Genomic DNA, 14,914 nt, shown 5'->3' with positions numbered 1-14,914 from the left:
AGAATGAAGATGAGTCAATCCAATCCCCAATGGGAAAATGAGATAGCAAAACGCCGTACCTTCGCCATCATCTCCCACCCGGATGCGGGTAAAACGACAATGACGGAAAAGCTGCTCTACTACGGCGGAGCCATCCGTGAAGCAGGGATGGTCAAAGGGCGCAAAAATTCCAAGCACGCTACCTCCGACTGGATGGAGATCGAGAAAAAGCGTGGAATCTCCGTAACGTCCAGTGCGATGGATTTCGAATACAACGGACACCACATCAACATTTTGGATACACCTGGTCACCAGGACTTCAGTGAAGATACGTACCGTACGCTGACGGCTGCTGACGCTGCTGTGATGATTATCGACGTAGCAAAAGGGGTAGAGGCACAGACGATCAAGCTGTTCAAGGTCTGTCGGATGCGGGGTATTCCGATCTTTACGTTCGTGAACAAGCTGGACCGTCACGGTAAAGATCCATTCGAGCTCTTGGAAGAAATTGAGCGCGTACTGGGTATTCGTTCTTATCCGATGAACTGGCCGATTGGGATGGGCAGCTATTTCAGCGGTGTATTTGACCGCATGAAGTCTCGTGTCGAGCTGTATCAAAACAATACACAGCACGAGGATATTTCCTTTTTCCCTGTAGAAGGAGCAGAAGATCCACTAATCGGTGATCGTGTCGGTCAAGAACTGTGGCAGCAATTGCAGGATGAAATCTCCCTGCTGGATGTTGCGGGAGATGAATACGATCCTGAACTGATCAACAAAGGACAACTGACACCTGTTTTCTTCGGTAGTGCCATCAACAACTTCGGTGTACAAACATTCCTGGATAACTTCCTGCAAATGGCGCCAGCACCTTCTGCGAAGAAAAGTACAGAAGGCTTGATCGATCCGTATACGAACGCGTTCTCCGGCTTCATTTTCAAAATCCAAGCCAATATGAATCCAGCTCACCGAGATCGCATCGCTTTCTTGCGTATTTGCTCCGGAAAGTTTGAGCGGGGAATGTCAGTCAAGCACGTCCGTCTTGGCAAAGACATCAAATTGGCGCAGCCAGTACAGTTTATGGCACAGGACCGCGAAATAGTCGACGAATCGTTCGCGGGAGATGTCATCGGTCTTTTTGACCCGGGCATTTTCCAGATCGGTGATACACTCTGTGTTGGAAAAACGTTTGAGTACGAAGAAATGCCGCACTTCTCGCCAGAGTTTTTCTCCAAGGTGATGGTGAAGGACGCGATGAAGCACAAGCAATTCCAAAAAGGGATCATGCAGTTGACCGAGGAAGGAACGGTGCAGTTATTCCGTACCCATCCGATGGAAGAGCTGATTCTTGGTGTGGTAGGTGTGCTGCAGTTCGAGGTACTGGAATACCGTTTGAAAGCCGAGTACGGGGTAGACATCATGTTGACTCGTATGCCGTATCAAATCGCTCGCTGGCTCGAAGGGGAGAAAGCAGACCTCGATGCTGTGAAGAATCGAACTGTTTCCGACTGTTATGGCCGTCCCGTTATGCTGTTTGAGAGCGAGTACCAGCTGCGTGTTGCGATGGATAAGTACTCGAATATCAAGTTCCACGAGAGTTCTCTTGGTTTGAAATCCGTTCATTCTTAATTGAAAAAGAAATGCAGGGCCTCCCGATTACGGTGAGGCCCTCTTTGCAGTTGCCTGTCTTGCACGACATTTACTTTGGCACAGGCGACACAGGTATCCACTTGTTGGAGTACAACGAATACGGATGTTCAAAGAAAATAAAGTAGTAGACTGAGAAAATATAGTAGTAGACTGGCGATGCTTCATTACGCTAACGGGCAGCTTACGTTTTTTCTGAACAGCCCGACGAAAGAATCAATTGATATAGATAGACGAAAGAATCAATTGATATAGATAATAGAGACCTCGTATCTGGGATTTGATTGTTTTATGCAGGTAAATTTCGATATTTTCCGCTAGCTTCACCGCGTGTTCGATGTTATGGAAATCTAGTCGTGCAATCGATTGCTTCAAGGTCACCGTATCGTGGGAATAAACAGAGCTGTGCAGCACTTGAATCATTCTCATTTTAAGAAGATGTGTTTCATTACGCTATCAGGTACGTTAGGTCAATGAAACAGAGGCAGTCTAGGACTTTATTTTCGTGTCCTGGACTGCCTCTGACTCTTTTAGGTGGCTACGACACCGGGGCAGTTTAACCTGTTCACGGAGGGGATTTTTTTATGCTACCAAAGAACGGAAAAGCCAAAGGGGCTGCCTCGCTGTACAAACAAATACGCGGGTACGGAAGCTTGCATCTCAAGCACAAACAGATGATTGTCCTCGCATGACGTGTGACATATTATCCTCCGCGATTCTACATAACATGTCAGCGATTTCCTTCATCTGCGCATTGGCGAACAAAACGACGTAACATTATGGCAGCTCGCTGGCCCGAAGGCGCATAGAGACACAACCTTTTGGAAACAGTAATGCCATATGCAGAACCACGGTTTGATGCCATGCGGATGAGTTTTTTGGAACAATGACATTGGAATACATAACATTTGCAAATTCCCTGATTATTGTCAAATTCCATAGATGTTACGATTGTAGGGGACAAATGGGAGGTGTGAAGGTTACCTTCTGGGAAGAGCACTATCCGTTCTGGAGCAAAGGTATTACGCTCGATAAAACAGATCATCGATATATGCCTAAAGCGTGGAAAACAGCATCGAAATCAGTGTAAATGCTGTTAAAGAGTAAACTAATGATGGTCCCGATTCCGTCATGCACAGAATTCAACGCTAAACATTTATCAGAGTAACAACTCTGTGGAAAATATGTTTTCGCAGTGACTTGCGGGAAATGACAGAGGAGGTTTCTGCAAAGCCTGACCCGCAAGCTGCGCTGACTTGCGGGTCAGGTTGTTTTCGATACGGAGTGATTAACATAAGTGAAAAGGTGGTAATAGGAGTATGAGAACATCGAGTAGGAACAACAGACGCTGGCAAAAGCCGGCGCTGGCATTTTTGGTGCTTGTCGCTTCCGTTGCTCTAGTTGTGCTTCTGCGCCAGGGGGGCTTGGCGCCGCAAAATCGACTAAGCCTGCCCGAACCAGACCGGAACACTCCTGGAGACGTGACGCTGATGGCGGACACGGTCCGTATTCATGACATCCAAGGTGCGGCTCACCGATCGCCGCTTGAAGGGGCCGCGGTGAGCAACGTGGAAGGTATCGTGACAGCAGTGGTGAAGGACGGCAACAGCGTAACAGGCTTTTACATGCAGGACACCCAGCCGGACAGTGATCCCCGCACGTCGGAAGGGATCTTTGTCTATGAACCAAATGTCCAGGTGAACGAGGGAGACAGGGTAAAGGTATCGGGCACCGTGAAGGAATACGTGAGCAGGAACAGGCAAGCGACGGATCTCACACTGACCGAGATTGATGCGTCGGCGATCAGCGTCACGGAGAATGGCCAGCCTCTTCCAGCACCTCTTGTTCTGGGTGAAGGAGCGTACCGCTACCCCTCGACCGTGATTGATAATGACAGATTTGCCCGTTTTGATCCCGAAGAAGACGGAATCGATTTCTGGGAAAGCGTGGAAGGGATGCTGGTGCAGGTAAAAAACCCGCGAGTGGTGGGGGAATCGAAGAGATTTACCGACCCTCCCAGTGTGGAGTTTGTCATCATTGACGACCAGGCGAATCCGGGAAAGGTACGTACCCCATCAGGAGGCATCATCATTGCGGAAGACAACTACAATCCGGAGCGCATAACCGTTGCCAACAAACTGGCGGGAGAGGCGCCTATCGCAAAAGTTGGCGACAAGCTGGCAGAACCAGTTGTGGGTGTGATCGATTACAGCATTGCCAACTACAAGCTTTACAACACCAAGCCGCTGCAGCTGATCGACGGAGGATACCGACCGTTTGAGACAACGATAGAACCCGCGGCAGATCAATTGACGATCGCGTCCTATAACATCGAGAATTTTTCAAGGGTCTCCGATTTGGAAAAGGTGAAGCGAATCTCCGCCTCTTTGGTGCACAACCTGAAGAAGCCCGACATCGTCGGAGTGATTGAGATGCAGGACAATGACGGTCCGGCGGACACAGGCGTGACGGATGCCAGACTGTCCGCACAGGTGTTGATCGATGAAGTGTCCCGGCAAGGAGGCCCCGCCTACCGCTATGTGGACATCGCTCCCGTGAACAACAACGACGGAGGACAGAAGGGGGGCAACATCCGCGTCGGATTCCTTTACAATCCCGAGCGTGTCCGTCTGGCGGACCGTCCTGCTGGGAATGCAAATACCGCCGTCCATGTAGTAACACAGCAAGGCGTAGCCCATCTATCCCACAATCCAGGACGAATTGACCCGGGCAACGCGGCGTTCGAAAAAAGCCGCAAGCCGCTCGCCGCTGAGTTTTTGTTCCGCGGCAAACAGGTGATCGTGATTGCCAACCACTTCAATTCCAAAGGAGGAGATAGCGGCCTTTTCGGTTCCCAACAGCCCCCTGTGCTGACCAGCGAGGCGCAACGTGTGAAAATCGCCCAGGAGGTGAATGGATTCGTCAGGGAAATCCACGCTGCCGACCCGGACGCCAACGTGGTGGTACTTGGGGACCTGAACGACTTCTCCTTCTCCAAGCCGATCCTTACACTAAAGGAAGAAGTACTGGTCAACATGGTGGAACAACTGCCTGCAAGGGAGCAATACACCTACGTGTACGATGGCAACTCGCAGGCCCTGGACCACATCCTCGTCAGCCGTCATCTGGCCGACAACGCGAAGGTTGATATCGTAAACATCAACTCCGAATTTACGGAAGAGCACGGACGGGCAAGCGACCACGACCCTGTCCTGGTTAAGATCGACCTGCCCCACTGAATCTAAGATATTCCGGATAAAGGCCGTCCTTGTTCATTGAATGTAAGAATAGAGTAGGCGCATGCACATACATGCGCCTACTACTTGAGGTCTCTGCCTTGTTTGACAGGGTCATCCGGCTATCCGTCCCCTCTTAATCGATTGAGCGGGCTAGGATTTGCGAACAGGTAAATATGCTTTTGGAATTTTACAGGCGACACTGTAAGCGGGATTGAACACGTTGGCCACCTCATATTCGACGACTTGGCCGAGCAGCAGGCTTGCTTCATTTACAGAGAGCCCATAGTCTTCAACTAGCAAGGAGAGCATTTCAGTAGTTGCGTGCTGAAGCGCTTGTTCGAGCGGTCTGACGTTGCCGATGCAAGACAAGTGAGTGTCAGACTCTACCCTAGGCCATTTTATCGTCTTGCCCTTATGCACATGGACGGAAAAACGGACGTCTAACGATATTTCTATACCCGTGCCGACAATTTCGCCGCATCCCTGTGTCGCATGTCCATCGCCAAGATGAAAAAGCGCGCCTTCCGCAAACACTGGAAAATAGACAGAGACACCGGCAACTAACGCTTTGTAGTCCATATTACCGCCGTAATTGCCGCTTGTCGCCGCTGATATGGCCTGACCTTGGGAAGGGGCTACGCCGAAACAGCCGAGAAACGGACGAATCGGCAGGTTCAGGTATTCTAAACCAGGTGTCGGCTTCTCTAACCGCGCTATAGCCTGCGCAGCATCCACCTGCCAGCGGACTATTTCCAGAGTGGGCAATGTTGTAGCTGTCAGCGGATCGACTACGTTAGGCGCAAGCACATTGCATGTCCATCCCCAGTCCCGGTTTGGCGTCATCGATTCCAGCTTAACCTCCAACACATCACCGGGTTGTGCGCCTTCCACGTAGAAGGGACCCGTCATCGGATTTCCTCTGGGGGCAACGCTTTCTCCCATGTGATCCCATCCTCTTGCATCGATGGTAGAGGTGATAACCGTGTCGCCGTCGTTTATAACCAGCGCCGGTTCATAAGAGCCGATATTGTTGTAATACAGTTGCGGTTGAAACGTATGTATGGCCATTTCATTCACTGCCTTTCCTGGAATGTTTAAAGTCAAATATCTGAATATTTGTCTATCATAATTCTCAGTACGGAGGATAAAATCCCTTTTGGTATCTTTTCTAAGTTTTCTCGATGTAATATTGACTAGTGTCTAATACTTTATTTTCTTTTGACAACGGACGTCTGATCCATTTCACCAATTCCACGACTCATTTAGACAGTATGGACTAGAACTCGATGGCAAAAAACTTGACTTCCTCCGTATTATTCGGAAGGGTAATCATCCCTTTATCTTGCAGGCCGATTTTCTTTAAAAGATTGGCAGAAGATGTATTATCGGGGTTAGTGATTGCTACGATGCGCTTTAAGCCGACAACTTCTTTTCCGTGGGTAAGAACGGCAGAGGCTGCCTCATACGCGTAGCCTTTGCCCCAGTATGCGGGCAGAAAGGCAAAGCCGATATCGACATCCTCCAACGAATCCCTCTTGATCAGTCCACATAAACCGATCGGAACATTTCCTTCCTTCAGCTCTGCCAAATACAGACCAAAGCCATGACTCGCATACATCGCGACAGCACCATTCAAAATATAGTTGCGGGCGTCTTCTGGCGTACGAAGACCACGATCGCCAATAAATCGAATCCAAGAAGGCTCATTCATCAGTTTCAAGACAAAATTAGCGTCTTCGGCAGTTTGCCAGCGGAGGATGAGACGATCTGTTTCTAGCACTTTCAAAGGAACGACACCAGCCTTTTCTTTTTTCATTTATCCGATGATTTGCAGCTCTTTGGGAAAAGACGTCAATACTTCTACGCCATCCTTCGTGACGAGCACATTGTCTTCAATGCGAATGCCACCGATCTTCGTGTTATAAATGCCCGGTTCAATCGTGAAAACCATGCCTGGGATGAGGTCTCCAACTGCCTGGCTGTGAACGTACGGGGCCTCATGAAGCTCCAATCCGATTCCGTGCCCTACACGATTGATGAAAAATTCTCCATAGCCCCGGTCTGCAATGACACCTCGTGCAGCTAGGTCAACCTCTGCGATCAGAGCGCCTGGTCGAACGGCTTGTATCCCAGCCAGATTCGCTTGCAAGACCGTATCGTACATGTCAAGCAATTCTGCACCCAGTTGACCAACTGCAAAAGTACGAGTCAGGTCTGATACATACCCATCGACATACACCCCTGCGTCAATCAACAAAACTTCACCCGCCTGAATCACACGTGTCCCCGGGTCACCATGGGGCAGTGCTGATTTTTCTCCAGCTAGTACAATCGTTGAAAAGGATGGGCCTTGGGCTTTTAGCTTTTTCATCTGGTATTCCAGCTCTGCGACGACGTCCAGTTCCGTCATCCCTATGGATATCAGAGGAAGCGTACGGCGTAGGGATTCCTCCATCACCCAAATAGCTCGCTTGATAGTCGCGATTTCAGATGCATCCTTAGCCACACGTATATTGCCCAGCAATTCTCCGACATCCACTGCTTCTGTAGCTTGCACGATCGATACGAGTGCCTCATATGATTTCGCTGTCAAATGGTTCTTCTCCACACCAATGTGAGAGAGGGGAGTCGGCAGCAAATGCTGAAGCACAGTTAGTGCATTCTGTGAATCGTCATGGGTGTAAATCATAATGGCAGGACAAGCCTCCCGTGCTTTTTCACCGTCCAGAAGTGGAACGAAGAGGAAGGGGGACTCGCCTCTCACCAAAACGAGGCCCATAAAACGTTCATGTGGCTCTGTCAAAAATCCGGTAAAGTAATACACGTTTTTGGGATGCGTAATAATCAACGCGTCCAGTTTCCTGCTTTCCATATATGCGTGCAGCTTTTCCAATCTTTCTTGCATCCCGATCACCCTTTTTTATTGGTAGACAATGTTAGGTTCTAAAAATGACAGGCGTCAAAACGGACAGAATCTCGGCTTCTTCAACAGTGGAAGGATTGTACCACGTATGAAGGAGAGAGGAAGGGAAGTGGATCGTGTCTCCTTGTTCGAGATGGTATTCTGTTCCGTCGACGACGATGGTGACACATCCTTTTACGACGTAATAAAACTCTTCACCTGGATGCTGAAAGGCGACATGCTTCATCTGTCCGGGTGGCAACACGTTGAGGAGGGGTTCAAGCGCCCTATCGGGGAAATTCCCACCGATTCGAACGTACTTCACAGGTGAACCTTCAATCTGCAACGTTTGACGCTTTTCAATGGGAGTGTGGTACGTGATATCTTTTTCTACTTCAAAGAAGTACGTAATGGGGACACCGAGGCATTCCGCAATTTTTTGCAGAGAAGTAATCGCGAGCGAACTGTTACCACGCTCTACTTGTGATAAGAAACTGACGGAGAATCCTGATTTCTCACTTAAATCCTTTAAAGTAAGCTCCTGCTGTATACGAAGCGTTCGTATTTTTTTGTAAACGTGCTCCAAAAAGTCACCTCCTGACCAAAAACAATTACGGTATTACAGTAAATATTACGGTAATACGAAAATAAATGCTACATTTATTCCGAATTTTCTCTATTCTTTTCTTATCCTACTTGTACCATTCCCTTCATATACTGGGACAAAGATAGGCCGTTAGAGAGGAAGGGAATGCTTTGAGGGCTCTCCTGTTAGTGGTTTTGTTTCTTGTTGCCTTTGACATGCACGCGCAGACGCCACTTCTTGCGCCGTATTTAAACGTATTGGGTGTATCCGCTGCGATGATCGGCTTTGTGCTCGGCGGATATGCGATCAGCAATTTGACAGGCAATCTGCTCGCAGGACCTTTTCTCGATCGCTATCCGAAAAAATGGTTTATCGCAGGTGGATTGATTTTGGCTGGTGTGATGCTGATTGGCCAAGGCATCGTGCAAAATACCGCAGGCTTTTTTACCTTTCGGCTGATGCTCGGGTTTTTGATGGCGTTTGTATCCCCTGCTTGTTCTGCCTTGCTCGGAGAAACAGGGAAGACGGCACTTGAGCAGGGCGAAATCATGGGTAAAAAGGGATTGGTCCTTACCTCGGCAGGTATCGTATCCCCGGCAGTCGGTAGCTTTTTGGCGGTGCAGTTCGGCTATGGTCAATCATTCGTGATTCTCGGCTACATGATGATCATTGCTGGCGTTTTCGCTTGGATGATGTTGCCCCAAAGAGTAGAGGGAAGCACGCCGTCCACGCCACGGATCAAAGGTGGGGGCAAGCAGAGCCTTACCGCTATCCTGGAAAATCGCATGCTGTACCCTGCGTTTCTTGGGGGATTTGCGATCATTTACGCCCAAGGAACAATCATCTATGAAGTGCCTTTGCTCATCCAAAAACAAGGGCTGTCCCCCGCAGTTACTGGCATATTGTTCAGTTTGAAAGGCTTGGGGGCACTAGCGATTCTGTGCCAGTTTTGGCTGCATCGCGTCCCCGTAGAGACGAGAACGTTTGCTGGATTGGGTGTGCTTAGCCTTCTTCTGTACGCCCTCGCAATCGGCTTGGCGATTCCGATTCACGTCATGATGTTTTTCTTCGGGGCGTGCTTTGGGATGCTGTTCCCAGCTTTTGCGACCATTTTGACGGTACATTCACCCCGAGAGCAATACGGGAGTGTGTTTAGTATTTACTCAGCGGTATTGTCGATCGGAGCGGTATTGAGCCCAATATTGGCAGGTCTGCTGGGGAATTGGCACCATTCCTACTTCATTGCGTTTTTTGTAACAGCTGGCGTGTGTCTGATCGGGGGACTACATCGATTCTTGTTAAGCGGGGTTCCACGCTAAGCGGATTAAAAATAGAGAGTAGAAGGACTTTCTGCTTAGTAAGCAGGGGGTCTTTTTTCGTTTCCATAAACAAAAAGTTGAGCATCGTGCCATAATCCGCTATAATACACATTGTGATTTTGATAATTATTCTCAGTGAAAATGTGGTTGAGTTGGCAATTGCCGCTGCTTGATGGCATGACGCAGATGGAGGAATACACCAATGAAGAAAACAGCCAAACTTTCGATAGCAAGTGTCGTATTGGCAAGCCTAGTTACAATCGTGAGCGCTTGTTCTGGCCAGCCGAACGCAGCGAATCCAGAGACTCAAGCGGGTGACAGTCAGACTGCGACACCGGGGGCTGAAGCTCCACGAGTACTGAAGGATGCGATGGGAAATGAAGTAACAGTCCCAACCCAACCGAAGCGCGTGATCGCTTCTTATCTGGAGGATCATTTAGTAGCGTTGGGAGTGAAGCCAGTTGCCCAATGGTCTGTAGGAAACAGCGAGGTACAGGGCTACCTGCAAAAGGAGCTGGCGGGTATTCCAGCGATTCCTTATGATCTGCCACCAGAAGTTGTGATGAGCCACAGTCCTGACCTGATTATTTTGGATAGCGCGACCTTGATCCAAGGCGACAAGTATAGTCAGTACGAAAAAATTGCGCCAACCTATACAATCGGAAAAGAAAAGAACAGCGATTGGCGCAAAGAACTCCTGACAGTAGGAGAAGTCCTTAACAAGGGGGAAGAAGCGAAGAAAGTGCTGGCGAATTATGAGACATTTGCAGCCGAATCCAAACAAAAGTTGCAGCAAGCGATCGGAGAAAAATCAGCGGCAGCACTGTGGATGACGGGGAAAAATGTGTACGTAGCACGTCAGGACTTGTCTAGCGGCGATGTGCTCTACAAGGACCTCGGCTTTAAGGTTCCTACCATCGTTCAGGAAATCTCCAAGTCAGGAGAAGCAAACTGGAATTCGATTTCCATGGAGAAATTGGCTGAACTCGATGCCGAGTACTTGTTTATCGTAAACAGTAATCCGACTGGTTTGGAACAGCTGCAAAAGGACCCCGTATGGGCGAATATCCCTGCTGTGAAGAATGGAAATGCCTATACATTTGCGAAAGATTCCAGTTGGCTGTACACAGGCGTCATTGCTAACCGCCAAATGATTGAGAATGTACTGAGCAACGTAGTCAAATAAGAAGAAAAAGCCTATCCACCCTTTGACGTTTCGTGCGAAAGAGTGGATAGGCTTTTTATATGTGTCTCTTGCTATCATGGGACTGGGATCTTCTGGATTTTACGTGCTTCAATTCTGCCACGATAATAAAGCTCACGATGACAAGTAAAAACCACGAGCTGATTTTACTGAGATGCACGAGCTCCCAGCCTGCTCTTTGATTCGGATAATTCCAAGCACCGAGGAACGTCGCTATATTTTCCGCAATCCAAATGAAAAAACCGATCAAAAAGTAACCAAGAGGGATGGGCATGAAAAATCGCTCGTTCGCGACGCTAAAATAAACACGGGTTTTCCAGAAGACAATGAAAATAGCTGCCATCAGCACCCAACGCAAATCCCAAATATAATGGTGGGTGAAAAAGTTCAGATAGATCATGGCGCCCAAAATGGTGGCGATAATCTGATGCGGCCAGCCAGAGAGAGAGACCTCTAGTCGGCGCCAAGCTTGACATAAGTAGCTCGCGACACTGGCGTACATGAACCCACTGTAAAGAGGAACGCCAAACACCTTGCTGTACGCATCTTCTGGATAGCTCCAAGATCCCATATGCACCTTGAATATTTCCAAGCACAGCCCGATCACGTGAAAGACCGTGATGACCTTCAATTCGTCCCGAGACTCCAAGCCACTTTTCACCATGAAGATTTGGAAGAGTAGGCAAAGCAAAAGCAGGAGGTCATACCTCGGCAAACCAGGAATGGTGACGAATTTGGATAAGGCCAGCGAAGCAAAAATAAAGACCGGAAACAAGCATGACATGGCTTCTTGATAGCCGAAATGAAGCAATAAACGAATATATCGTATCATTTGTCTGTCCTTTACGTTCTGAAAGTAGTTTCAGAGAGTTAATCCGTAAGCACAAACCGCACCAGTCTATTGATCGCGGAAGGCAGCACGCTTACGTGGCCCTCATCTTCGAATTTGATGTAGCTCACTTGAATACCTTTGGTAGCGAGTGGTTTCATGCGCTCGACGACCCGTTGTGCACCCTCGACCATGAAGGAGAGTTCATCACCGCCAACAATGACAAGAAGCTTTACTTCGTGTTCCCCTTTCCATTGGGCAATGAAGCGCTCTTGCTCCCTCATTACCTCGTCATTGCCCCACCAAACGGAAGGACTGCCTGATATGACGTGAGAGAATAGCTTCGGACGCGAGAACATCGTATACAGTGTGAAATGGCCGCCCAAGGAGTGGCCGAAAATCGCCTGTTTGTTCGGATTTATTTGCCACTCGGAAGAAATAGCTGGCATTAGCTGCTGTTCAAGGAAATCGAGGAACAAATCAACTCCGCCATACTCTGGCCAAGACTGCCCGTTTGGTCGGTCAGGAAGCGTAGCTGCGTCCACAGGCATGGTCAGATCATAACACCGGCGGTCCATGTCAAATGGCAGACGTGATGGATAGCCGATTCCTACAACAATGGCTGGGTTGAAGCCCTTGGGCTTACGGGTTTGGACCTTCACTGTCTCGGCAATCGTTCCGAACATCGCATCGCCATCCACGGCATAAATAACCGCATACCCTTCAGGAGGGGCCTCAGCTTCCGGAATCGCAATCATAATCCGATAGTCACGACCTTGGCTTGATTGCAGTGTCCACTCTACACAATTACTAGGGGAGTAGCCGTTTTTCTCTATGATTCTCATTTTGCAATCAATCCTTTCACATCGTCAATGACTTTCATATGTGCGATCAGACCACCACTTAACCAGTGATCTCCCTCAACTTTAAACGTACGACCGTTCTTCACAGCCTCCATGCTTTTCCAAACAGCACTCTCTGTCAAGTCTTTCTCAAACGCATCCCCCGTACCAGCGTCATTGATGAGGAAAATATAGTCCGCATCCAAATCAGGTAAGCTCTCTAGTGATAAATTAATGTCACCGCTGGATACGACCTGGCTTGGCAAAAAGCCCAGTTCTTTGGTAAGTACGTATCCACTGAAGAAATCGTATTTGATGAAGAACATCCCTCTGCCATTGAAGCGAATGATTGCGGCTTTTTTGCCTTGGATATGAGGGGCCAACTCCTTTTTGGCTGACTCGACATGCTCCTTATATGTCTGCAAAGCTTTTTCAGCTTCCGTCGACTTGCCCAACAGATCGCCAACCACGCGTACGGAAGATTCAAGATCAGAATTTGCCTGTTTGAACACATATGTCGGAGCAATCATCTTATATTTATCGTACACGCCGCTTTCGATATGGTTGGCATTGTGCAAGAGGATGAGATCTGGCTCATGGGCCATAACAGCTTCCGGCTCTGGAGGCAATCCACCTGCGAAGGTAATGGACGGCACATCTTTTAGCTTATCTTGCAAATACATTTTTGGTCTTGAGCCCGTTGACCACTGCACGACCGGAGCAACGCCTAATGCGACCAATGTATCTTCCAGATTGGGAGCGAATATTTTGGCAGGTGCGGCAGGCAATGTCACCTCGTTACCCATTTCATCTTTTAGTACCCGCGGGTAGGCAGGCTGATCAGATGAGCTCTTTGCCGATCCTTCGACGCTCCCAGTCGCGGACGAATCGACCTTCTGCGTCACTGCCTCACTGCTTGCATTGCTCCCGCAGCCTGCCGTAAGTCCAGCAACGAGCATCGTCGTGGTCAGCATCAGGGCAAGGCTAGTTTTCTTTGTCATACAAGTGGAATCCCCTCTCGTTGATAATGTTTCTCACTGGAAAACATTATAATTCACACAAGAAAGGGGCTCCATGGACAACACCTTGAATCGCATTTGGACTTTTCCCCGTTACCATCAGTAGCATTTCATCCAGCATCCGATTCATGGCAACGGGTGAATACTCGTACCACGGATTAGAAGGCAAGGAATAGAGATACCCATCTTGAACAGCGCGAAGTCCTCTCCAAAGCGAATGATGCTGTAGCGTCAGCCAGTTTATACGTGTCGACTCATCCAGACAAACGAACAACAGGATTCGCTCCGGGTCTAAGCTCACTAGCTGCTCAAGCGTAATTGGCCGATTGCAAGGTTCCGTTTCCTCTTCCACAAGAGAAAGCTGCAAATCATCGCACAGAAGCTCCTTCATCCCCTTGTTGTTGTAGAGATGGATGCCATCCCGATATAGTCGAATGATCGCAAATTTATCTTGTTTGAGCACGGACTGCAGGTCTGCGCGAACGGCAGCAGCCTTCGCTTCATAAAAAGCAATCCAGGAGTCACAAGCTGATTCTTTGCCCGTGTAACTGGCAACTTCACGTAATCGTTCTCTCCAGCCAGAAGATTGGAGGGTCAAGACGTCTATGCCATGTGCAGATAAGCGTTGCCTAGTAGTTTCGGGAAGTTCTATGTGGCTGATGACAATATCAGGCTTGGCAGCCAGAAGCATCATTTCCTGATCGTCATCGTTCCATGGTGTTTCGACCGCTTTTAGATGAACCGCAATCCGTTGCTGATACTGCTGATAGTAATAGGGGGTCCACTTCGCATCCAAAGGAGCAGCGACTGGTATAATCCCAAGTACCATTAGATGTCCCAGTAGGGAAGGGGTGTAGACGGCAACTTTGCGCTCGGAAACTCTTTCATACGAGGAGGGGGATACACCCACTTCCTTCTTGAACTTCCGACTAAAGTAAAACTCATCGCTATACCCGATTGTTTTCGCAATCTCCCGCAGCTTCATATCCGTCTCGCGTAACAATCGCTTGGCGTGATTGATACGCAGACTCGTTACATAGTCCATGACACTTTGCCCGTAAGCCTTCTTGAACGAATCACCAAAATAGCTCGAACTTAAGTTCGCCATCGCTGCCAACGTAGTTACGTTTAACGGACGATCGAAGTTACAGATTATATAGGCGCGGACCTCGTCTAGTGACATTTGACGACTAGGCTTGTATGCTTCGTTATGTTTCATGAAACCATCCACCTTTTCAGGCAAGTATGCATTTTGATGATAATGATAATTATTATCTATGAATGATAGCGAAAATGATAGAGGCAGAAAAAATAAGGCGACCGCTCCCCAGTATCGTAGGGAGGCGAT

General features: G+C 48.6%; 12 protein-coding genes. 4 read left to right on the top strand and 8 right to left on the bottom strand.

The genetic code is table 11. From position 1 onward, the window contains the following. The first annotated feature begins 9 nt into the window (after window positions 1–9). Together HPY28_RS04265 and HPY28_RS04260 are read left to right on the top strand one after the other, a co-directional pair. The gene (locus tag HPY28_RS04265; RefSeq protein ID WP_174230115.1) at window positions 10–1,608 is read left to right on the top strand and encodes a peptide chain release factor 3; all 1,599 of its coding nucleotides are present in this window, start codon (window positions 10–12) and stop codon (window positions 1,606–1,608) included. Window positions 1,609–2,945: 1,337 nt separating this feature from the next. Next, a complete protein-coding gene (locus HPY28_RS04260; protein WP_173624310.1) occupies window positions 2,946–4,865 on the top strand; it encodes an endonuclease/exonuclease/phosphatase family protein in 1,920 nt (639 codons plus the stop codon). A gap of 150 nt (window positions 4,866–5,015) precedes the next feature. Here the strand turns inward: HPY28_RS04260 and HPY28_RS04255 are convergent, their stop codons facing one another. The 4 genes from HPY28_RS04255 to HPY28_RS04240 all read right to left on the bottom strand — a co-directional run bounded on the left by HPY28_RS04255 (window position 5,016) and on the right by HPY28_RS04240 (window position 8,353). Beyond that, entirely contained in the window at window positions 5,016–5,933 is a 918-nt protein-coding gene (locus HPY28_RS04255) for an acetamidase/formamidase family protein (protein ID WP_174230178.1), read from the bottom strand. Between the two features lie 208 nt (window positions 5,934–6,141). Continuing rightward, the gene (locus HPY28_RS04250) at window positions 6,142–6,681 is read right to left on the bottom strand and encodes a GNAT family N-acetyltransferase (protein ID WP_017247892.1); all 540 of its coding nucleotides are present in this window, start codon (window positions 6,679–6,681) and stop codon (window positions 6,142–6,144) included. Beyond that, complete coding sequence (locus tag HPY28_RS04245; protein ID WP_174230114.1) at window positions 6,682–7,770, bottom strand: M24 family metallopeptidase; 1,089 nt, start codon at window positions 7,768–7,770, stop codon at window positions 6,682–6,684. A gap of 31 nt (window positions 7,771–7,801) precedes the next feature. Continuing rightward, window positions 7,802–8,353, bottom strand: a complete 552-nt coding sequence (locus tag HPY28_RS04240) for a helix-turn-helix domain-containing protein (RefSeq protein ID WP_173624312.1) — start codon at window positions 8,351–8,353, stop codon at window positions 7,802–7,804. A 170-nt stretch (window positions 8,354–8,523) separates the two neighbouring features. On the opposite strand from HPY28_RS04240, the gene HPY28_RS04235 reads away from it, so the two are divergent. Both HPY28_RS04235 and HPY28_RS04230 read left to right on the top strand, forming a co-directional pair. Beyond that, window positions 8,524–9,672 carry an MFS transporter gene (locus HPY28_RS04235; RefSeq protein WP_017247895.1) on the top strand — a complete coding sequence of 383 codons (1,149 nt, stop codon included), beginning with the start codon at window positions 8,524–8,526 and terminating at the stop codon, window positions 9,670–9,672. Window positions 9,673–9,874: 202 nt separating this feature from the next. Beyond that, window positions 9,875–10,858: an ABC transporter substrate-binding protein gene (locus HPY28_RS04230; protein WP_173624313.1), complete on the top strand. Its 984-nt coding sequence runs from the start codon at window positions 9,875–9,877 to the stop codon at window positions 10,856–10,858. Window positions 10,859–10,913: 55 nt separating this feature from the next. On the opposite strand, the gene HPY28_RS04225 is transcribed toward HPY28_RS04230, so the two are convergent. Genes HPY28_RS04225 through HPY28_RS04210 form a run of 4 tightly spaced genes read right to left on the bottom strand, consistent with a single transcriptional unit; the run spans window position 10,914 to window position 14,785 of the window. Continuing rightward, on the bottom strand, window positions 10,914–11,708 hold the full coding sequence (locus HPY28_RS04225; RefSeq protein WP_017247897.1) for a DUF817 domain-containing protein: 795 nt from the start codon (window positions 11,706–11,708) through the stop codon (window positions 10,914–10,916). A gap of 38 nt (window positions 11,709–11,746) precedes the next feature. Then, window positions 11,747–12,550: an alpha/beta hydrolase gene (locus HPY28_RS04220; protein WP_017247898.1), complete on the bottom strand. Its 804-nt coding sequence runs from the start codon at window positions 12,548–12,550 to the stop codon at window positions 11,747–11,749. Further along, window positions 12,547–13,548: an ABC transporter substrate-binding protein gene (locus HPY28_RS04215; RefSeq protein ID WP_017247899.1), complete on the bottom strand. Its 1,002-nt coding sequence runs from the start codon at window positions 13,546–13,548 to the stop codon at window positions 12,547–12,549. The genes HPY28_RS04220 and HPY28_RS04215 overlap by 4 nt, the downstream gene beginning before the upstream one ends. Window positions 13,549–13,594: 46 nt before the next feature. Further along, window positions 13,595–14,785, bottom strand: coding sequence for a helix-turn-helix domain-containing protein (locus HPY28_RS04210; RefSeq protein WP_174230113.1), 1,191 nt, complete (start codon window positions 14,783–14,785; stop codon window positions 13,595–13,597). Window positions 14,786–14,914: the final 129 nt, after the last annotated feature.

Origin of the sequence: Brevibacillus sp. HB1.2 (assembly GCF_013332495.1) — a bacterium.
Taxonomy (GTDB): Bacteria; Bacillota; Bacilli; order Brevibacillales; family Brevibacillaceae; genus Brevibacillus; species Brevibacillus porteri.
This window is presented reverse-complemented; position numbering and strand designations above follow the sequence as displayed.